The sequence below is a fragment of the Isoptericola sp. NPDC019693 genome (genome assembly GCF_044389085.1).
GTDB lineage: Bacteria > Actinomycetota > Actinomycetes > Actinomycetales > Cellulomonadaceae > Isoptericola.
This window is the reverse complement of record NZ_JBIRXP010000002.1, coordinates 389,294-409,288: the sequence shown is the minus strand read 5'-3', so window position 1 is coordinate 409,288 and position 19,995 is coordinate 389,294. Positions and strand designations below refer to the sequence as shown.

Here is a 19,995-nt window from a genome sequence, read left to right as displayed (position 1 = left end):
ACCCAATCTGTCGGGGCGGCCGGCTCAGCGCCGGCCGAGAGCACGATAGTGCCAGCCGCTGCCGGTCCACGCCGCACGGTCGAGGGCGTTGCGGCCGTCGAGGATGGTGCGCTGGGCCACCAGGGCGCCCGCGTGCTCCGGGTCGAGGTCGCGGTACTGCTTCCACTCGGTGAGGAGCAGGACGGCGTCCGCGCCGGCGAGCGCGGCCTCCAGGTCCCGCTCGTAGCGCAGGTGCGGCTGCTTCGCGCGGGCGTTGTCGATGGCCTGCGGGTCGTGCACCGTCACGACCGCGCCCAGCTCGGACAGGCGGGCCGCGACGTCGAGGGCGGGCGAGTCGCGCACGTCGTCGCTGTCGGGCTTGAACGCGGCGCCGAGCACCGTGACCTCGGCGCCCTCGACCATCCCGCCCAGCACCTCGGAGGCGAGGTCCACCATGCGGGTACGACGTCGCGCGTTGATGGCGTCCACCTCGCCGAGGAAGGCGACGGCGTCTCCCGCCCCCAGCTCGTCGGCACGAGCGCGGAAGGCACGGATGTCCTTGGGGAGACAGCCGCCGCCGAAGCCCAGGCCGGCGTTGAGGAAGCGGCGCCCGATGCGCTCGTCGTGGCCGATCGCGTCCGCGAGGCGGGCGACGTCGCCCCCCGCCACCTCGCACAGCTCCGCCATCGCGTTGATGAAGGAGATCTTCGTGGCGAGGAACGAGTTCGCCGCCACCTTGACGAGCTCTGCCGTCGGGTAGTCCGTGACGATGCGGGGCACACCCTCGGCGAGCGGGGCCCCGTAGACGGCGTCGAGGGCCGCCGTCGCCCGCTGCGCGGCGGCGCCGTCGGGCACGCCGTAGACGAGACGGTCCGGGTGCAGGGTGTCCTGGACCGCGAACCCCTCGCGCAGGAACTCCGGGTTCCACGCGAGGACCGCGTCGGGCTGCGCGGCTGCGACGACCGCCGCGAGGCGCTGCGCGGTGCCCACCGGGACCGTGGACTTGCCGACCACGATTTCACCCGCTCCGAGGTGTTCGACCAGCTCGCCCACCGCGGCGTCGACGTAGGAGAGGTCGGCCGCGTGAGCGTCCGGTCGCTGCGGCGTCCCGACGCACACGAAGTGCACCTGTGACCCGGCGACCGCGGCCATGTCGGTCGAGACGGTCAGCCTCCCGGTGCCCATGACCTGCGACAACAGGTCGTCCAGCCCGGGCTCGAAGAACGGCGCCTTGCCGGCGGCGAGCGCGTCCACCCGCTCGGCGTCGACGTCGACGCCCACCACGTCGTGCCCGAGATGAGCCAGGCTGGCGGCGTGGACCGCGCCGAGGTAGCCGAGTCCGATCACCGAGATCCGCATACGACTGCTGCCCTTCGCCGGGAGTCCACAGGGACGGGGGCGCGCGAGACTGCGCCGGGCTCACTCTAGGATGCGGGTCGATGACGTACGAGGCTGAGGTTCGGCAGGGCGCAGAGGTGCGCCCCGCCGACCTGTACGCCGAGCTCTTCGGCACGCAGGCCTCCACGCTCGAGGTCGTCTCCACCGGACGGCTGTCCCAGGTGGGCGCGCGCCCCCCGATCCGCACCTACCTCGCACAGCTGTGGAAGCGGCGGCACTTCCTGTGGGCGGAGGCGCGGGCCAAGGTCACCAGCGGCACGCGCGAGACGCTGCTCGGTCAGGCGTGGCTGGTCATCAACCCGGTGCTCAACGGGCTGGCGTACTACCTGATCTTCGGCCTGGTGCTCGGCGCCAAGGGCGGGATCCCGAACTTCCTCGGCTACCTCATCATCGGCGTCTTCCTCTTCCAGTTCACGACCCAGTGCGTGACCGGCGGCGCGAAGTCCATCGCGAGCGGGCGCAACCTCATCAGGGCGTTCAGCTTCCCGCGGGCGTCGCTGCCGATCTCCGTCGTGCTGCGCGGCATCCTCAACCTGGCCCCGACCCTCGGCGCGATGCTCGTGCTGATCCTGGTGCTCCCCGAGAAGGAGCACTGGACGGCGGCCGCGGTGCTGTTCCCCGCCGTCCTGGTGCTGCAGGTCCTGTTCACCACAGGGTTGGCACTGCTGCTCGCGCGGGCCGCGTCAGCCCTGCCCGACCTCAACCAGCTCATCAGCGTGCTGATGCGGTTCTGGCTCTACGGGTCGGCGGTGTTCTTCTCGATCGAACGCTTCGAGAACTACCCGTGGATCGTCGGGATCATGGAGGCCAACCCGATGTACATGGTGCTGGACGCCTCCCGCGACACCCTGCTGTACGGCGCTGTGCCGGCGCTCTCCACCTGGATCGGGCTGAGCGCCTGGGCGGTGGGCACGCTCGTGGTCGGCTTCCTCGTGTTCTGGCGGGCGGAGGAGTCCTATGGCCGTGTCTGACCTCGCGGTGGCCGATCCCTTCGCCCAGGCCACGGTGGCCGTGCAGGACGTCAGCGTCCGCTACCGCGTGCCGTCCACGGACGCCGCCGAGCGCCGCCGTCGGGCCAATCCCCTCGTCAAGGCGGCGCGGACCGTGCTGGGCAACGATCCCAAGGTGCTCGTGCGCGCACTGTCGGGCATCTCGTTCGTGGCGAAGTCGGGCGAGCAGATCGGCCTCGTGGGGCAGAACGGCTCCGGCAAGAGCACCCTGCTGCGCATCATCGCCGGGCTCGAGAACCCCGCCAAGGGCCGGGTGCTCGCCGAGAGCACGCCCGTGCTCATCGGCGTCAACGCGGCCCTGGTGCCGGACCTGTCGGGCGAGGAGAACATCCGGCTGGGCTGCCTCGCCATGGGGCTCACGCCGGCGCAGGCTGAGGCCGCCGTCCCGGAGGTCAAGGAGCTCGCGGGGCTCGGCAAGTCGATCTACCTGCCCATGAAGACGTACTCGTCCGGCATGGGTGCCCGGCTGCGGTTCGCCATCGCGACGGCGTCCAACCCGCACATCCTCCTCATCGACGAGGCCCTCGCCACCGGTGATGCCGCGTTCAAGGAACGCAGCGAGGCCCGCATGCAGGGGCTGCGCAAGAGCGCCGGCACCGTCTTCCTGGTGTCCCACGCCGCGCAGACCATCGAGGAGACGTGCACCCGAGCCATCTGGCTCAATCACGGGCGGCTCGTTCTCGACGGGCCCGCAGAGGACGTCGCCCTGCGCTACCGCAAGTGGGCCTGGGCAGTGGCGAAGGACAAGCCTGACGAGGCGAAGGCGATCATCGAGACCGCGTTCGCCGAGCGGGAGCAGACCACTGTCCAAGTGGAGGAGGCGCGGTCGACGCGCCGCTACACTTCCCGGCACGTGAGGCCCTCGAGCGCCTCCTTGAAGCGCAGCAAGGGAGGTCGGTAGCCGATGCGGCCACGCGTCATGACCGTGTACGGCACCCGCCCCGAGGCGATCAAGGCGGCGCCGGTGATCAAGGCTCTCGAGGCGAGCGACGCCCTCGACTCGATCACCGTGGTCACCGGCCAGCACCGCGAGATGCTCGACCAGGTGAGCGAGATCTTCGAGATCTCCCCGGACCGTGATCTCGACATCTTCGAGCACGGCGCTTCCCTCTCGACCATCGTCGCGCGCGTGCTCGAGCGCCTCGACCCGGTGCTGGAGGCAGAGAAGCCCGCCGCCGTGATCGTCCAGGGCGACACCTCGACGTCGACTGCTGCCGCTCTTGCCGCGTTCCACCGCGGGATCCCGGTGGTCCATGTCGAGGCGGGGCTTCGCTCGGGGAACATCCTGTCCCCCTTCCCTGAAGAGGCGAACCGCAAGATCACCTCGCAGATCGCGGCGCTGCATCTTGCCCCCACGTCGACGAGCAAGGCCAACCTCCTACGCGAGTCGGTCCACGCTGACGACATCGTCGTCACCGGGAACACGGTGATCGACGCGCTCCTGATGACGATGGAGATGAAGACCCCGTTCACCGATCCGGCGTTGGAGGACCTCGCGGACTCCGGTAGCCGCATCCTCCTCGTCACCACTCATCGCCGGGAAAACTGGGGCGGTGCGATGGAAGGCGTCGGGCGGGCCCTCACACGCCTCGCGAAATCGTTCCCCGACGTGCAGGTCGTCCTGCCTGCCCACCGCAACCCCGTGGTCCGAGAGGCGGTGCTGCCGCACCTCGAGGGCCTCGACAACGTCACCGTGACCGAGCCGCTCGCCTACGGCGAATTCACCCGCCTGCTCTCGCTCGCCACCGTGGTGCTGACCGACTCCGGCGGTGTACAGGAGGAGGCGCCGAGCCTCGGCAAACCGGTCCTTGTCATGCGGGACAACACCGAGCGGCCAGAGGCAGTGACCGCCGGCACGGTGCGCCTGATCGGGACGGACGAGCAGCGCATCGTCGACGAGGTCACCTCGCTGCTCACCGACGAGGCTGCCTATCGTGCGATGGCCCACGCGACCAACCCGTACGGTGACGGCCGAAGCGCCGACCGATCAGTCGCCGCCATCAGTCACCTCCTCTCTCTCGGTCCGCGCCCCGCGGACTGGGGAACCGAAGGAAACCCATGAGCAAGAACCGCGTCTTCATCTACGGCTCGTGCGTCTCGCGCGACACGTTTGAGCACCTGGACCCTGAGCAGTTCGAGCTCGTCCAGTACGTCGCCCGGCAGTCGGCGCTCAGCGCGTACACGCGACCCGTCAGCCTGGTCGAGCCGCCCGCGATGGAGTCGCCGTTCCAGCAGCGCATGGTCGCCGGCGACTACGCGTCGAGCCTGCAGACCCAGATCCCCGAGGCCGCGCCCCAGACCGACCTCGTCCTCGTCGACCTGGTCGACGAGCGCCTCGGTGCCTACGTGCTCCCCGACGGCTCTGTCGTCACGCGGTCGACCGAGCTTGTCCAGTCCGGCGCGGAGCAGCACCTGCCTGCAGGATCCCAGCACCTGCCCTTCGGCAGCGATCAGCACTTCCAGTACTGGTCGCAGGGGATCGCCGCCGTGGGCGAGCTCATCCGGCATCACATGCCGCGCGCCGCCGTCGTGCTGATCGACCTCCCGTGGGCGGAGCGCTCCGAGACCGGCATCGCGACCCCGGACAGTTTCGGCGTCACCGCTGCCGAGGCGAACCCCGTCTTTCGCGCGTACGCACAGGTCGCCGCCCAGGCGCTCGAGGCCGAGGTGATCTCGCTCCGTCCAGAAGAGGTCGTGTCCAGCCCCGACCACCCCTGGGGAGAAGCACCCTTCCATTACGCCGAGGACGTGTACCTCCGCGTGGTCAAGGAGCTCACCGGCTCTCCCGGGCGCCCGGTGTGGCGGCCGGCGGCCACGGCCCAGCCGACCGGCAGCGTGCAGCGACAGAGCGCGCAGACCTCCGCATCGACGACCGACGCGCCGGCGCGTCGCGCCGCTGGCAGCTCCCGCCCCCAGAAGCTCGAGGGCGGGCCCAACTTCCTGGTGCTGGGGGCCCAGCGCGCGGGCAGCACCTGGCTCGAGCAGCACCTGGGTGCGCAGCCCGACATCTTCATGGCCCCAATGTCGCAGGGGCCTGTGTTGTCCGGGCGCAAGCGCATCGAGAACCCGAAGACCCGGGCGGCTTACCTCAAGTTGTTCGCGGATGCCGGCCCCCATCGGTGGCGTGGGCAGCGGTCGTTCCTCTACTTCTGGACGAGCGAGGGCGACCGGTTCGATCCTCGCCGCGAAGACGCCGCCGCTATCGTGCGCGACTATCTCCCCGGGGATGCGCCGCTGCTCGTGTCCCTCCGCGACCCCGTGTCGCGCGCAATCTCGGCCTACTGGCACGCCGTCGTCCTCGGAAAGGTCGCCGCCGGGACTTCGATCTTCGAGGCCGCGACCACCCGCGGCATCCTCGGCATCGGTGCCTACCAACGGCACTATCGGCATTGGGCGAGCACGGTCGGGGCCGACCGGCTCCACGTCCTCCTCCACGACGATCTCGTGTCCGCGCCCCGCACGTTCCTCGCGCGCGCTCTCGACGCGATCGGGGCACCTGCCCCGCCGCCTGGCGCGAGCGACAAAGCCCTCACCACACCCGTCAACCGGAACGCGACCGCGGTCGCGATGCGGGCGGCGAGCCCACTCTCTGTGGCAGAGATCCGAGTACTGGTCGAGCTTTACCGTTCCGACATCGACTTCGTGCGGGAGCTCACCGGCCGCGATCTGCCCGGGTGGACAGACGTCGACCTGCTGGCCCACGCCGCGGCCGACCCCAAGCGCTGAGACTGGGCCGCGACCTCCGGGACGGAGACCGTCCGCCCGTCCTCAATGCGCGATGGTGAACCGGTTCTTTGCCTTCAAAGCATCGAGCTGCTCGCACCACTGTGCCCGTTCCGCGCCGGTCGCCGTCTGATCGAGTCTTTTCTCGAGCTCTTCCAGGTCGACCGTGTCGCCGTCCACCGAGAAGATGTGCTCGTCCCCGGGGTACGACGCCGCGCGGTCGGACTGCTCCTGGGTCCAGCCGTGCACCGAAGGTCGGGTCCAGAAGACATCCTTGCCGATCACCCTGGCAGGGACACCACCGGCGGACGCGTTGGACGGCACCGATCTCGTGACCACCGCCCGGGCGCCCAGGATGCTCCCCGACCCCACGCGGGCTCCCTTGAGGAACAGCGAGTCCTCGCCCAGCCACACGTGATCGCCCACCCACACCGACCGGCTGTCGTTGACGCGCCGGTGGTCATGCGCCGAGTAGACGAGATGCGGGTCGGCCGTACGGAACGCGACACGCGAAGCGAACATTGCGTCTGACCCGATGATGACGTGACGGCGTTCGGACGGGACGATTCGGGCCGCCGAGGTGAACGAACTGCCAGGGCCGAGGTAGAGGACCGACTCGTGGAAGAGAGACGCGACGATCTCGATGTAGCGCGTCGAGCGCCGGAGGTAGATCACCGAGTCGTTCCCGAGGAAACGCAAGCGAGTATTGCGGAGGCGGGCCCCGTCCTCGATGACGAGCACGTTCCCGGTACCGGTGAACTCGATCGACGACGACACAAATTCGCCGCCGGACCCGGGATTCAGATGGACGTCGTTGTGCCGGATCTTCGGCACGTCGTCGTAGCTCTTGACGACCTGTCGCGCACCTGCCATGACGGTTCCCCCTTGAACGCCGACGTCGTCGACCTGAGGCCGGAGTTCCGGGCAGGTCACATGCAGCGTATTAGGGCCTATTTCGTCCTTGACAGTTGTCTCGCTCATGGGCGCCAGAGTGCCTCGGGCTCAATCTCGACGTCGTCCCAGCCGATCCCCTGGAGTGCTTCCAGCGTCTCCTGCTGGTCGGGGCCTTCTTCGACCACGACCCGCAGGCGCGGCACACCGGCAGCGACCACCAGCCGAAGGGCGAACAGGTGGACAAGTGGCTCGGAGCCCTGCTGCGCGACGCGTACGACGTACCGGACCCGATCTCCGCCGGCCAAGATCGACGAGTCGTCAGCCAGGTCAGCGCCCCGATGGCCCGCCACCCGCACCTCGAGAGTGTCGCCCTTCGGATCGAACTCTGCGCTGCGGTACCGGAAGCGTCCGAGCCGCCTGTCGTCGAGCAATGCGTAGTTCCGCACGGCGGACGTCTCCAGCGTGAGCGGCGCCGTCGTGAGCTCCAGATCCGCAGGCTCCACCCCGTCCGCCACGATCTTCTCAGGCAGAAGGCCGCTGTACCTGTCGCCGGACGAGTCCAGCACCGTGACCCGGTCGATGTCGACCAGCCGGTCGAAGGCCGGGTAGAGGCGCTGCGACTCGTCCATGAACTTGACGAACGAGTACTTGTGGTCCGCCACCATCTGCAGGAAGCGGGTTCTGCCCAAGCTGCCTTCGACGAAGCAGTTCGCCGTCGACGGCAGGTTCTCGCTCGACTCATCCAGCCGCAGCTGGAGCCGGACGGAGTCCTCCTCGACGAACGTGCGCACCACGTCGCATCCGAGCGGGTGCTCGGAGCGCGGGGCGATGAACCGGCGCATCACACCCAGGATCGCGGGCAGCGCAGCCTTGGCCACCGCGCCATGTACCCCGCCCACCCGGTACTTCGTGAGGTTCTCCACGTCCTGAACGAGCTCGATGAGCGAGTGATTGCTCAGCTCGTCGTCGTTCGTGTAGAAGTAATCGACCTTCCGCCCCTCGGCGAAGTAGCGACGCAGCAGGTCCTGCGGCTGCTCCGCTTCCCGGAACGCAGGGTGCCGAAACAGGCTGTCCTTGAAGAATGGCTTGTTGAAGTAGTACGGCAAGTTCATCTGCGGGACGGCCAGCAGCAGGTGTGCCTGGGGGAACTCGCGGGCGTAGCTGATTGCGATGCTGCCCCCCTTGGAAGCCCCGAAGAACATTACGTCGTGCGGCGCGATCCCGTGTCGCCGCACCAAGTCCTCGATCACCCGATGGACGCGCTCGTAGAGTGGCCTACCCCCATTGTCGACGAGCATGTACGAGCCAGACACCAGGTATCGGTCCTGGAAAGACACCATCAGGGTGTTCGCCAGGTCTTCTTCGTCGAGGTCCTTCAGGTAGGAGACCGCGTACGAGATCCTCGACGTCGACGGACCGAACCCCGGAAAGGTGATCAAGAGCTTGGATGGGTTCGTGGTGTTGCCGCGCACGGAGTAGAAGACGTCGCCATGCTGCTCGACGCCGTACCGCTCGTCGTACGCAACCTGCTGCGGGGTCGTGAACGCGCCGTGCCCGATCTTCAGGCTGAAGGGTGCCTCGATGTCGAGGTGGAAGTCCTTTGGATCCTTCGACGAGACGACGATGTTGCGGTATTCGAGGGCCGACCCACGTGCCGGGGGCTCGATCTCGTTGCCGTAGGCCACGGTCGAGCCATGCAGCAGGCGAAACGACCGGCCGCGGTAGTTCTGCCAGTCGTGAATGGTGAGCTTTGCGAAGTACATACCCGCCGGAAGCTGCTCCGACATGAGCCGCCGGGCCGCCCCTTCGAGCCCCTTCGACTCCACGACACGCCGTACCGGCGTCCACGCCGGAGAGAACATCACCTTGCGGACGACGCTCCGCACCGGAGCGGTGTAGGCGAGCGAAGCCGCGCGTGCACGAAGCGACGACGCCCTGATGTCAGGCTTCCCCATCACAGGCTCAGCATCCTTTCCACGATGGTCTCGTTGATCCGTGCAGGATCGACGCCCTCGAAGAACCGCGCCTTGCGGCGCTCCGTCTCGTCGTCGGGCACGGTGAAGCGCTCCGTCACCACGTGGTCGACGAGCTCCTCGTGCCCGTAGAAGACGGGCCCCAATCCTTCGCTCCGGTAGTCCAGACGGCTCTCGTACGGCTGGTCGGCGAAGAAGCCCTCGGCATCCCACTGGTAGTACGCGATTGGGGTGCCGATGAACGACGCGTCGATGACCGCCGAGCTGTAGTCGGTGAAGACCATCTCCGCCGTGGAGATCGCCTCGCGGTAGCTCAGGCCTGTCCGCACCACCCGGTCGGAGAAATGGAACGCCGATGCCCGCTTCTCCACGTTCGGATGCAGCTTGACGTGCAGGTGGCGCCCCGTGCGCTCGAGGAAGTCGAGCAGCCTGCGATCTGTGAGGATGGCGTCGACCGCCCGGTAGTAGCTCGACTGCTTGAAGCTTTCCGTCGACACCTGGTGAAGGTTGAACCGCCAGGTCGGCATGAACAGCAGATGACGAGCCTCAGAGGGCACGCGTGCGAGGGACTCCAGCCGTGGGAGGCCCGAATTCAGCGTCTCGAAGGGAGCCACCGACCGGAGATAGTCGGCCTCGATCTCACCGGTGGCGACGAACACATCAAAGTGCTTCGCGACCACCCAGTCGGTCATGTCGTTGAGCTGCACGCCGTGCTGGAGGTAAACGAATCGCGAGTTCGCCAACGTCTTCCCGCGGTACTGCAGGTTGTATATCTGGGACGAGACGACGAGGTCGGAGAGGAGAAAGAGTTCGTAGAACTCCGGGGTGAAGATCGGGACCAGGTTGAACCCACGCCTCTCGAGGCGCTCCCAGTCTCTCGACTTGCGCCCGAGCGCGAAGTACACGTTGCGGTACTCGGGATGCTTCGCGGTGAAGTAGGCGTAGAGGTGCTCGGCGTTGTCGTCCGCCTGCCCGGGCCGGTCGAAGAAGAGGATCGTCGACCCCGGACCGATCGGACGGCTGTAGAAGTCGTAGGTGCCGGGGTCTTCGTAGCCTGCCCGTTCAGTCACCGGTCGATAGGACTTCCCGATCGAGACGCTGTCCTCGCCGAGTCGCAGGCGATACAACGGGACGTGCTCGTCGTCGAGCTCTCCGAGCCGGAACTCGAGGTAAGCGTCTCGGCCCGTGAGCTGCTTGTACAGATGACGGTCGGCCGAGGGGTCGTCCAGCCACCGGATCGCGGCCGCCTCGAGCGGCTCTCTTGCCGCGGCGACCTCGACGAGCCGGATCAGGTCGTATTCACGGATCAGGTCACGCAGGTGGTCCAGGCCGACGTCGGTCTCCTTGTACACCCGAGTGCCGCGCAGGAACAGGACCAGATAGCGAAGCAGGTACAGGCGCAGCTCTCGCGACGCCGAGGGGATCAGCGGAACGAGTCGTGAAAGACCTGGGCCGGGGCACACGCCACTGACCGCCTTCGTGTCGGACGCGACCGAGTAGCCGACCGAGAGCGGGGCGATCTTCGCGATCGACCAGTAGAGGCGGTACGCGATGTACAGGGCTGTACGGTCGACGTCGCCCGCGGCATCCAGAAGATCGACCAGGCGGCGGGTGTGGAAGACGACACCGTAGATGTCTGCGTCCCTGCCGTAGACGGCGGTGTCGTCGGTCTTGACCGTCGTCACGTCCCGCGGGATCGGACCCGTGAAGATCCGAGGCTCGGCGAGGTAGACATTGCGCTTGCGCAGGTGTTCGACCAAGGTCGGCACATAGGCGCTGGGGACATGGTGCGACTCCCGTACGAACACGACATACGTGGTGTCCAGCCGCGCGCACAGGTCCGCGACCTCCGCCGTCGTCAATGGGCGTTCGAGGACCTCGACAGCGAAATACTTCTCGTAGCGGAGGCGCGCCGCGACGATCCGGCGGTAGGTCTCCGACTCGCGGTCGACGGGTCCGTCGGACTCGATGACGACGGTGAGGAGGGTGGGGCGGGCGTCTGTCATTCCAGTCCTTGCCATGTCATGCGGTGAGAGTGATCGGTCGTCGTTCGGCGGTCGCCGCACCAGCCCCGGTGAAGTCCAGCACCACCTTGTTCGCAGTCGCCTGGGTACTGCCCTGGTCCCGGTACTCGCGGAAGACACCGTGAGCGACGAGATCGACGAGGACGTCGCCCTTGTGGGCCGCGGCATCCGTGGTCACCAACGTGACGTTCCGCCTGTTGGCCAGCTCGGGGGGCAGCTCGTCCACGTGCGGCTCGGCCACCAGGACGTGCACATCAGGCAGCCGGTCGGCCACCGCTGCCACGATCTGCCGGGCAGGAGACTCGCGCAGGTCGTCGATGTTCGGCTTGAATGCCAGGCCGAACAGGGACACGCTCCTCGCTCCGGCCTGCCGCACCGCGGCCACCACCTGATCGACGACCCAGCGCGGCTTGTCGTCGTTCACCTCGCGCGCCGTCCGGATGAGGCGCGCGTGGTCAGGGTCAGCGTCCACGATGAACCACGGGTCCACCGCGATGCAGTGCCCGCCCACCCCGGGGCCGGGCTGCAGGATGTTGACGCGCGGGTGATGGTTCGCCAGGCGGATCAGCTCCCAGACGTCGATGTCGAGCTTGTCGGCGATGAGGGAGAGCTCGTTGGCGAAGGCGATGTTGACGTCGCGGAACGAGTTCTCGACCAGCTTCGCCATCTCGGCGGTCACTGCGTCGGTGAGCAGGATCTCGCCCTGGCAGAAAACGGCGTACAGGTCCTTCGCCCTCGTCGCGGCCTCGGGTGTGAGGCCGCCGACGATGCGGTCGTTGGTGACGAGCTCGATCATCACGCGGCCGGGCAGCACGCGCTCCGGGCAGTGCGCGACATGGATCCGCGGGCGGCCGCCCGAGCCGTCGAGGCTGAGGTCGGGACGCGCTGCGAGGATCGCCTCCGCCATCCGGCGGGTGGCGCCGGGCGGCGAGGTGGACTCGAGGATGACGAGCTCGCCGCCGTTGAGCACCGGCGCGACCGCGGCCGCGGCTGCCTCGATGAACGACTCGTCGGGTTCGTGGTCGCCCCGGAAGGGTGTGGGGACGGCGACGATGAACGCGTCCGCCGGCTCCGGCGCAGCAGACGCCCGCAGCATGCCGTGCTGCACCGCCCCCGACACGTACGCTGCCAGGTCCGGCTCGACGAACGGGACGTCGCCCCGGTTGATCGCCTCGACGGTCGAGGGGTTCACGTCGACCCCCACGACCTTGACCCCCTTGGCCGCCAGGACTGCGGCGGTGGGGAGGCCGATGTAGCCAAGCCCGATCACCCCGACGGTTCCGATCCGCACGTGCACCCCCTTGATCACAGGAAGACGTGCTGCTCAGCACGCCCGTAGAACTGCACCTCGCCGGTCGCCAGCACCTCGGCGTCGGTGATCCGCCAGGTGTGCGACCCCTCGCCCGCGCCCGCCCGCACCTGGACGAAGCCGAAACGGTCGGCCGAATAGATCCGCGCCCCGGCGTCCACCGCGCCCCGCAGGAACGCCGTGTCCTCACCTCGCGCCCGTTCGGCGAACCGGACCGCGGCAGCGGTGTCCCGGCGTGCGACGATCGTCGGCCCCATGACGAAGTCGGTGAACCGGTGCTCCCGCTCCGCGAACCGCAGCACAGTTGCGTCGTGGCCCTCGAGGTACATGTAGTGCGCCTGCTTGCCCACGACGTCGGCACCGCTGTAGGCCATCGCGTACAGCTGGTCGGAGAGGTACTGCGGGCCGTACAGGTCGTCGTCGTCCAGCTTGGCGACGACATCCCCGTCCGCGGCGTCGAGCAACAGGTTCAGGCAGCCGCCCAGCGGCACGTCGGTGCCCTCGTGCAGCAGCACCAGGTCCTCGACGCCGGCGTCCTTGGCGCGCACGCGCAGGTCGGCCTCGTCCACCTCGAAGCCGTGCGTGAGCAGCGCGAGCTGCACCTGCACACCGGCCTGCGCACCGACCGTGCGCAGCACGTCGTCGAGCCGGTGCGGGCGGTTCGTGGACACGAGCGCGGTGACCCTCGGCCGCGGCACCTCCGCCGACGGCGCGAGGCCGACGTCGTGCAGCACCCGCTGCACGCGCGAACCGTAGGTGTGCTCGCGCCAGATGCGCCGCTGCCCGAGGTGGACGGCGCGGTCGCGCAGCTCGGGCGACCGCACGAGCGCGCGCACCGTGTCCGCGGCCTCGGCGCGCGTCGTCACGGCGAACACCTCGTCGGCCGGGAAGAACTCCCCCGTCGCGGCGCTGGGCGCCGTCACGACCGGCGTGCCGCACGCCGTGATCTCGAAGATCCGCCGCGCGCACATGCTCGGCGAGTCCACCACCGAGTTCACGTTGAGGAACGCCTTGTAGTCGCGGTACGCGGTGAGCATCTGCGCGTAGTCGAGCGAGCCGACGACCCGCGACGCGAACGGCTCCGGGAACTCGTACTGGTCCCCCTGCCCGCGGAACCGCGAGAAGATCTCCAGCCCGGTGGCCATGCGCGGCGACACGTCCAGCGCGCCGCCCAGCAGCATCTCCGCCTGCTCCCGACGCTCCGGGTACTTGTGCGCGAACCACGTGCCGGCAAACGCGACGTCGCGCCCCGGGCCGCCCCCGTTCGTGCGCACCGGGTTGTGGATCGCGGGCTGCGCACCGAACTCGAGGACGCCGACGCGGTCGTGGCCCAGCCGCTCGCGGTACGCGTCGAGACGCCCGACGTCGGTCGTGTAGACGTGGTCGAACAGGGCCGCCGTGTCCACGAAGTCCTCGAAGTGGACCGGGTCCTCCTTGTTCCAGAAGACCGTCGGGATACCCCGCTCGCGAGCGGTCTCTACGAGTTCGACCAACGAACGACTCGGAGCAGAGGGACCGGTGAGCTGAAACTGCCACGCTCCGTCATTCCCGCGCCATGCCGACTCGACGAACACGATGTCGAGACCGCCGAGCTCGGTGAGCCAGGTGTCGGGAGTGAGGCGGACCTGCTCCCACTCGTACCCCAGCGCGAGGGACGAGAAGTCGTCCAGGATCACGCCGGCGCGAATCGTGCGGGCAGGCTCCCTGCGAGGCAGCGGCCAGGGATCGTAAGCGACAAGGTCGTCGGCAACGCGTGCACGCAGCGCAGGCTGCCGACTTGTCGACCGCGAACGCCGTATGTACGCGCGAAACTGCGACAATCCGCCCTGCCGCAGGTGCCATACCGCCTTGCGCGCCCTGGTGAGCGCGGAAGTCACAGCGGCTGGCATGGGAACTGTCGGTCCTCGGTCGGCGAGGGCCCGTGACCCTCTCAGGAGAGGCCAGGCCCGACCGGATGCGAGACCGGCCGCCGCGATGCTACCGGGTACGTTCACCCAGGCGACAGCCTCCGTTCATCCTGGCGGCCGGGTTGGGCGAATTTCACCCGCTCACGACGACGGCCCCGCACCGGTCGCGAGGACCGGTCCGGGGCCGTGCGGTGAGCGCAGCCGTCAGGCGCCGAGGCCGAGCGCGGTCTGGATGGGCTCGAGCGTGAAGTACAGGAGGAACATCGCGGCGGCGACCCACATCAGCGCGTGGATCTGGCGCACCTTGCCCAGCGCGAGCTTGATGATCACGAACGCGATGAAGCCCGCACCGATGCCGTCGGCGATGGAGTACGTGAACGGCATGATCACGATGGTCAGGAAGGCGGGGATCGCGATCTCCACGTTCTTCCACGAGATGCCCGCGACCTGCGCCATCATCAGGTAGCCCACGAACACCAGCGCCGGCGCCGCCGCCTCGTACGGCACGAGCGCGACGATCGGCGCAAGGAAGGTCGCGAGGACGAACGCGACGCCGGTGACGACCGACGCGAACCCGGTGCGCGCGCCCGCGCCGACGCCCGTCGTCGACTCGACGAACGAGGTGTTCGACGACACGCTGCCCACACCGCCGGCCACCGCGGCCACGGAGTCGACGGCGAGGATGGCGCGGGTGCGGGGCGGGTTGCCCTGCGCGTCGAGGAGCTTGCCCTCCGACCCGACGGCGACCATCGTGCCCATCGTGTCGAAGAAGTCGGCGATGAGCAGCGAGAAGACGAGGAGCACGACGGTCACGACCGCCAGGTTGTCGAACGAGCCCAGCAGCGAGAACTGGCCGAGCAGGCCGAGGTCAGGCACGTCGACGACGCCCGTGAACTCGGGGGCGTTGAGGTTGAAGCCGTTCTCGTTCCCGCCCGCCTTGGTGCCGATGTTCAGCGTGTTCTCGAGCACCACGGCGAGGGCCGTCGCGGTGATGATCGCGACGAGCATCGCGCCCTTGACCTTGCGGACGAACAGCACGATGGTCAGCACGAGGCCGACGACGAACACGAGGATCGGCCAGGTGCCGAGGTTGCCCAGCTCCAGGGGCGTCCCGGCCCCGGGGACCACGAACCCGGCGTTGACGAGCCCGACGAGCGCGATGAACAGGCCGATGCCGACGCTGATCGCCGTCTTGAGCTCGACGGGGACCGCGTTGAAGACCGCCTGCCGGAACCCGGTGAACACCAGGATGAGGATGATGATGCCCTCGATCACCACGATGCCCATCGCGTCCGCCCAGGTCATCCCCGGCAGGCCCGCGATGGAGAACGCGACGACGGCGTTGAGCCCGAGCCCTGCTGCCAGCGCCATCGGATAGTTGGCGAACACGCCCATCGCGATGGTGAGCACACCGGCGACGAGCGCGGTGGCCGACGCGATCATGGCGAGCGTGTCCGGCGTCGCCTCCGCGCCGCCGCCGAGCACCTGGCCGGTGCCGTCCTGCACCGTGCCGATGATCAGCGGGTTGAGCACGATGATGTAGCTCATCGCGAAGAAGGTCACCAGACCGCCGCGGATCTCCGCGCCGATGGTGGAGCCTCGCTCGGTGATCTTGAAGAAGCGGTCGATCGCGCTCAGCTCGCCCTGCGGCGGCGGCGCGGTGGTGGTCTGGTTCGCCATGGGCAGAATCGTGCCAGATCCTGTGAAGGACTCCCGCACGGAAACCGCATGGTGACGCGGATTTCACACCCGCGACGCCGGCCGCCGGGACGGTGCGTCAGTACGCGCCCCGCCCCGTGACCACGGCCTTCGCGGTGCGGGCGAGGATGAGCAGGTCGCCGAAGACGGTCCAGTTCTCCGCGTAGAAGACGTCGAGCCGCACGCCCTCCTCCCACGACAGGTCGGACCGCCCGCCCACCTGCCACAGCCCGGTGAGCCCCGGCTTGACGCGCAGCCGGCGCCGCACGCGAGCCTCGTACTTCGACACCTCGGCGGGCAGCGGCGGCCGGGGCCCGACGAGCGACATCTGCCCGGCGAGCACGTTGAACAGCTGCGGCAGCTCGTCGAGGGACAGGCGGCGCAGCACCCGCCCGACCGGGGTCACCCGGGGGTCGTCGTGCAGCTTGAACAGCGCGCCGGAGCCGTCGCTGGGCCCGGCCAGCACCGTGTGCTCCCGGTCCGCGCCCTGGCGCATGCTGCGGAACTTCAGCATCTCGAAGGTGTGGCCGTCGCGGCCGACGCGGTCCTGGCGGAACAGCACGGGCCCGCGGCTCGTCACCCGGACGGCGACGGCGACCACCGCCATGACGGGCAGCAGGAGCAGCGTGATGAGGGCGGCGCCCGTCCAGTCGACGACGGACTTGAGCACGTAGCGCGGCCCGGTGAAGCGCGGGGCGTCGACGTGCAGCAGGGACACCGACTGCTCGGGGGTGATGGTGATGCGCGGGCCCGCGACGTCGGCGAGCTCCGCGGTGAGCATGAGGTCCACGCCGGCGGGCTCGAGCTCCCACCCCAGCCGGCGCACCACGTCCGCGGTGATCGCGTCGGACCCGCTGACCGCGACGCAGTCCGCCCCCACCTGCGCCGCCATCGTGCCCGCGGTGCGCAGGTCCCCGAGCACGGGGACGCCGAGGATCTCCTCGCCGGGCCGCACGTCGTCGGACGTCGGCACGCACACCCCGACGACGCGGTAGCCGGAGGCGCGGTCGTTGAGCTCGTGCACGAGCCGCTCCACCTGGTCGCGCAGCCCCACCGCGAGGACGAGGGTGACGCACGCCCCCTCGCGGCGACGCCGGTGCAGCCAGTTGCGGCAGACCCACCGCCCGAGCAGCAGCGCGACGACCCCGGTGGGCACCGCGACGAGCAGGAACGTCGAGATGCCGGGCCGCGAGAGCAGCAGCGCCAGCAGCGCGAGCGGCGCCACGAGCCGCCACGACGCGTCGAACACCCGCTGGTACTCGGCCGGGCCGGAGGCGAACACCCGCACGTCGTACGCGCGGCCCACCCACAGGCTGCCCAGCCACGCCACGACGAGCACGACGACGCACAGCACCTGGTCGCCCAGCACCGACGGGGTGGCGTGCTGCGCCACGACGACGCCGCGCACGAGAGCGGCGACCACCGCCGCGACCACGACCACGACGACGTCGGTGCGGACCAGGCGCCGCCGGTACTCCGTCTGCCAGGAGCCGGCCCGGAAGGAGTCGCGCACCTCCTTGAGCCGGGCCGCCCGGAGGGCGGCGGTGCGCGACCGCATGGGCTGGCCGATCTCCGAGACGGTGATCACGGCGGCCTCCTCTCCCCGGTCGGGCACCGCACGCGTGCGCGGTGGCGTCACCAAGGTAGGAGCGTCCGGAGGCGTTCGGAGAGCCCTTCGGGGGCCTTTCACCCCGCCTTTCACCCGGCCGCGATTTCACCCTCTGACCAGCGGTTTCACCCGCACTTCAGCCGGGTCCCGGCGTCATGCCCGGGGTGCCCGGGACGACTGCCGCCGCGGGCCACCGATCCTGTCCGGGCCCTAGGATGGGCGGGTGCCCTCCCTCGTCCGCCTGCTGACCCATCCCGAGGAGCGCCGTCCCGGTCCCCCGCCGCTGCGGGTGGACCTGCGGCGCGTGGTGCTCGGCGGCATCGGGCTGTGGGCGGTGGCCCTCGTCGCGACGGTCGTCGTGTACGTCATGGGCGGCGCGACCGAGGAGGCGGTCGTCACCTGCGTGGCGGGCATCCTCCTCGGCGGCGCCGGGCTGCTGTGGGAGCGCAAGCACCGCGGCGAGTACCGCGGCGAGGACTGACTCCCGGGGCTTGTCGGCTCGACACACGATGGCGCCGTCCGCCCGGGATCGTGTCGCCGTGGTCAGTTCGACGAGCCCAGCGCAGCGACCAGATCGGCAGCAAGGAACGACGCCGAAGCAGCGACGAAGGCGGGATCCCCGATTCCCTCCTCGGCTCGTCCGGCCATGGTCGAACCGAGTGCCTCGGAGGACTCGGCGAAGAGCGTGCGAAGGTACGCCATCGCCTCGCGAGTGACCTCGCGGCTCAGCGGATCGCCCAGGAGGCGGGCGGCTCCAGCACGCAAGTCCTCCGTCTCCACGGCACGCAGGATCCGATAGACGTCGTGGGCGTCCTTGTCGTTGAGGCGTTGCGGCACCGCTACCCGCTCACCGATCTTGTGCAGCTTGGCCACGAGCAGCGCCGTCGGCCCCGCGACGTGCGCCTCGATCCGCCGATCGTCCTCCGGGTCCAGAGCCGTGACCGGCATGCGCGAGCGATCGACGACCGCCGCTTCGAGCCCCCGCGCACGACGTGCCGATCTGTTGCCGTGAGGGGGGATCCGCGCGCCACGGCGTCCTCCCGCCCCTGCCAGGTCCTCGGGCACCATGATGTCGACCGGGATCCCGGTGCGGTTCACCCACGCACCGGGCTGCCCCGAAGCATCAGGGAAGAAGCCCGCGGCGGTCATCGCGTTCTCGATCCGAGGATCGTCCGGGAGGACTCGCGGGTCGACCGCGACGTCGCTGTCCTTCGTCGCCTCGGCGAGCGCCACGTCGAGCCGGCCCGTATGCATGTAGACCGCCTGCGCACCGACCACGACGACCGCGTCGAGGTGCGGCTCGAGCGCCTCCAGGGCGTCCAGCAGCGCGGAGCGCGCGCGAACGAGGAGGTCAGCGTCGCCAGCGTTGTTCATTGCTCTCCATCCACGTCACCAGTTCCTCCGCTTCGGCCGGCGCTCGGCCCGGACCGGTCATGAGATCGACGGCGACCTGGGCGGGAGCCGCGAGGCGAAGGCCGTCCAGCTCCCGCCGTGTGCGTTCGAAGACGACGTCGTAGGCGGGCGACGCGAGGAGGACGTTGGCCCCCGAATCGGTCTCACGCAGCCCCAACGCCTCGGCAGCTTCGCGTGGGTCGCGCACATAGAGCCATGCCGACCGCGCTGGTGCGTAGGGCGCCCACGCACCCGCGGCCAGCGACCCGGTCACGGCATAGGTGGCGACAGGACCGCGCCGGACCTCGTCGAGGAGGCGCTCGATGCCCCGGGGAGCTATCCATCGCGTGACGGCGTTCTCGCGCGCGAACCCGTAGTCCTTGCTCCAGGCGCGAAGGAGCTCGGGCCAACGTGGCACCCGGATCCAGCCCTCGTCTCGCTCGACGAGGCTCTCCGACTCGAGGTACTCGAGAACCCGGTACGCCGAGCCGGTCGCCGCCTGGGACGCACCGACGAGTTCCCTGATCCGCCACGGACCAGGCAGGTCGATCAGAGCCCTCACCACCTTCGCGGCCGGCGCTCCTCGGAGGGACTCGCGCGGGCGCCCCGGCCCGCGCCACGGATCGCGGTCCGCCCCCTTGTCCGCCAGGAAGAGGCCCGGTCGCGACATCGTGACGCGGATGTTCCCCGTGGCATCGACGTAGGAGAGCCCCAGCTCGGCGAGCCGCCGACGCACCGATTCCGACAGGTAGCGCGAGGCCACCAGGCCGCCGCCGTCGGGAGCCCGGCCGCCTTCCGGCGCCAGACGACGTCCGAGGGCGGCGACGTCTCTCGTCGCGACCGAGGCCTTGACCTCAGAGTTGAGGGACGCCGCCGTCCCGTCCGGAGCCCGGAGACTGAGGACGAGGTCTGGCCCGTCCCCTGAAGAAGGCCGGCCAACGCTCAGGACCCACCCCTCCGGCAGGCGCTCCCGCAACGCGGACGCGACGAAGTCGGCGATCTCGCGCTGCGTCGGAGGAGCAGCAGGTCCCGCAACCATGTTCAGACAATATCGCCGTTCCGCTGTCAACGGAACAGGG

At 69.5% G+C, this 19,995-nt stretch carries 15 protein-coding genes; 5 read left to right on the top strand and 10 right to left on the bottom strand.

All coding sequences use genetic code 11. From position 1 onward, the window contains the following. Positions 1-24: 24 nt before the first annotated feature. Positions 25-1,338 (bottom strand): UDP-glucose dehydrogenase family protein, encoded by a 1,314-nt coding sequence (locus tag ACH436_RS07280; protein WP_430559525.1) that lies wholly within the window; start codon positions 1,336-1,338, stop codon positions 25-27. An 80-nt stretch (positions 1,339-1,418) separates the two neighbouring features. Between ACH436_RS07280 and ACH436_RS07275 the strand changes: the two genes are divergently transcribed. Genes ACH436_RS07275 through ACH436_RS07260 form a run of 4 tightly spaced genes read left to right on the top strand, consistent with a single transcriptional unit; the run spans position 1,419 to position 6,113 of the window. Next, a complete protein-coding gene (locus ACH436_RS07275; RefSeq protein WP_430559524.1) occupies positions 1,419-2,348 on the top strand; it encodes an ABC transporter permease in 930 nt (309 codons plus the stop codon). Continuing rightward, positions 2,335-3,288: an ABC transporter ATP-binding protein gene (locus ACH436_RS07270; RefSeq protein WP_430559523.1), complete on the top strand. Its 954-nt coding sequence runs from the start codon at positions 2,335-2,337 to the stop codon at positions 3,286-3,288. Before ACH436_RS07275 ends, ACH436_RS07270 begins: the two co-directional genes overlap by 14 nt. 18 nt (positions 3,289-3,306) lie before the next feature. Next, positions 3,307-4,449 carry a non-hydrolyzing UDP-N-acetylglucosamine 2-epimerase gene (gene wecB, locus ACH436_RS07265; protein WP_430559522.1) on the top strand — a complete coding sequence of 381 codons (1,143 nt, stop codon included), beginning with the start codon at positions 3,307-3,309 and terminating at the stop codon, positions 4,447-4,449. Next, positions 4,446-6,113, top strand: a complete 1,668-nt coding sequence (locus tag ACH436_RS07260) for a DUF6270 domain-containing protein (RefSeq protein WP_430559521.1) — start codon at positions 4,446-4,448, stop codon at positions 6,111-6,113. Before wecB ends, ACH436_RS07260 begins: the two co-directional genes overlap by 4 nt. A 42-nt stretch (positions 6,114-6,155) precedes the next feature. Here the strand turns inward: ACH436_RS07260 and ACH436_RS07255 are convergent, their stop codons facing one another. From ACH436_RS07255 to ACH436_RS07225, 7 genes are all read right to left on the bottom strand, one after another. Continuing rightward, a complete protein-coding gene (locus tag ACH436_RS07255) occupies positions 6,156-7,091 on the bottom strand; it encodes an acyltransferase (protein WP_430559520.1) in 936 nt (311 codons plus the stop codon). Then, the gene (locus tag ACH436_RS07250; protein WP_430559519.1) at positions 7,088-8,959 is read right to left on the bottom strand and encodes a hypothetical protein; all 1,872 of its coding nucleotides are present in this window, start codon (positions 8,957-8,959) and stop codon (positions 7,088-7,090) included. Before ACH436_RS07250 ends, ACH436_RS07255 begins: the two co-directional genes overlap by 4 nt. Beyond that, complete coding sequence (locus tag ACH436_RS07245; protein ID WP_430559518.1) at positions 8,959-10,983, bottom strand: CDP-glycerol glycerophosphotransferase family protein; 2,025 nt, start codon at positions 10,981-10,983, stop codon at positions 8,959-8,961. The genes ACH436_RS07250 and ACH436_RS07245 overlap by 1 nt, the downstream gene beginning before the upstream one ends. Before the next feature lie 16 nt (positions 10,984-10,999). Next, entirely contained in the window at positions 11,000-12,292 is a 1,293-nt protein-coding gene (gene wecC / locus ACH436_RS07240) for a UDP-N-acetyl-D-mannosamine dehydrogenase (RefSeq protein WP_430559517.1), read from the bottom strand. A 14-nt stretch (positions 12,293-12,306) separates the two neighbouring features. Beyond that, positions 12,307-13,986 (bottom strand): glycosyltransferase, encoded by a 1,680-nt coding sequence (locus ACH436_RS07235; RefSeq protein WP_430559516.1) that lies wholly within the window; start codon positions 13,984-13,986, stop codon positions 12,307-12,309. A gap of 435 nt (positions 13,987-14,421) precedes the next feature. Beyond that, positions 14,422-15,897: an NCS2 family permease gene (locus ACH436_RS07230; protein WP_430559515.1), complete on the bottom strand. Its 1,476-nt coding sequence runs from the start codon at positions 15,895-15,897 to the stop codon at positions 14,422-14,424. 97 nt (positions 15,898-15,994) lie between these two features. After that, complete coding sequence (locus ACH436_RS07225; RefSeq protein ID WP_430559514.1) at positions 15,995-17,503, bottom strand: sugar transferase; 1,509 nt, start codon at positions 17,501-17,503, stop codon at positions 15,995-15,997. Positions 17,504-17,747: 244 nt separating this feature from the next. Between ACH436_RS07225 and ACH436_RS07220 the strand changes: the two genes are divergently transcribed. Further along, the gene (locus tag ACH436_RS07220) at positions 17,748-18,005 is read left to right on the top strand and encodes a DUF2530 domain-containing protein (RefSeq protein WP_430559513.1); all 258 of its coding nucleotides are present in this window, start codon (positions 17,748-17,750) and stop codon (positions 18,003-18,005) included. 62 nt (positions 18,006-18,067) lie between these two features. On the opposite strand, the gene ACH436_RS07215 is transcribed toward ACH436_RS07220, so the two are convergent. Both ACH436_RS07215 and ACH436_RS07210 read right to left on the bottom strand, forming a co-directional pair. Then, positions 18,068-18,898, bottom strand: a complete 831-nt coding sequence (locus tag ACH436_RS07215; RefSeq protein ID WP_430559512.1) for a GSU2403 family nucleotidyltransferase fold protein — start codon at positions 18,896-18,898, stop codon at positions 18,068-18,070. Then, positions 18,876-19,955 carry a hypothetical protein gene (locus tag ACH436_RS07210; protein WP_430559511.1) on the bottom strand — a complete coding sequence of 360 codons (1,080 nt, stop codon included), beginning with the start codon at positions 19,953-19,955 and terminating at the stop codon, positions 18,876-18,878. The genes ACH436_RS07215 and ACH436_RS07210 overlap by 23 nt, the downstream gene beginning before the upstream one ends. Positions 19,956-19,995: the final 40 nt, after the last annotated feature.

What these genes read in the sequence shown, in the direction of transcription:
- ACH436_RS07275 (WP_430559524.1), top strand. Translation starts at nt 1,419, where the DNA reads ATGACGTACGAGGCTGAGGTTCGGCAGGGCGCAGAGGTGCGCCCCGCC.
- wecB (WP_430559522.1), top strand. Translation starts at nt 3,307, where the DNA reads ATGACCGTGTACGGCACCCGCCCCGAGGCGATCAAGGCGGCGCCGGTG.
- ACH436_RS07250 (WP_430559519.1), bottom strand. Translation starts at nt 8,959, where the DNA reads ATGGGGAAGCCTGACATCAGGGCGTCGTCGCTTCGTGCACGCGCGGCT.
- ACH436_RS07215 (WP_430559512.1), bottom strand. Translation starts at nt 18,898, where the DNA reads ATGAACAACGCTGGCGACGCTGACCTCCTCGTTCGCGCGCGCTCCGCG.
- ACH436_RS07280 (WP_430559525.1), bottom strand. Translation starts at nt 1,338, where the DNA reads ATGCGGATCTCGGTGATCGGACTCGGCTACCTCGGCGCGGTCCACGCC.
- ACH436_RS07270 (WP_430559523.1), top strand. Translation starts at nt 2,335, where the DNA reads ATGGCCGTGTCTGACCTCGCGGTGGCCGATCCCTTCGCCCAGGCCACG.
- ACH436_RS07230 (WP_430559515.1), bottom strand. Translation starts at nt 15,897, where the DNA reads ATGGCGAACCAGACCACCACCGCGCCGCCGCCGCAGGGCGAGCTGAGC.
- ACH436_RS07255 (WP_430559520.1), bottom strand. Translation starts at nt 7,091, where the DNA reads ATGAGCGAGACAACTGTCAAGGACGAAATAGGCCCTAATACGCTGCAT.
- ACH436_RS07210 (WP_430559511.1), bottom strand. Translation starts at nt 19,955, where the DNA reads ATGGTTGCGGGACCTGCTGCTCCTCCGACGCAGCGCGAGATCGCCGAC.
- ACH436_RS07260 (WP_430559521.1), top strand. Translation starts at nt 4,446, where the DNA reads ATGAGCAAGAACCGCGTCTTCATCTACGGCTCGTGCGTCTCGCGCGAC.
- ACH436_RS07245 (WP_430559518.1), bottom strand. Translation starts at nt 10,983, where the DNA reads ATGACAGACGCCCGCCCCACCCTCCTCACCGTCGTCATCGAGTCCGAC.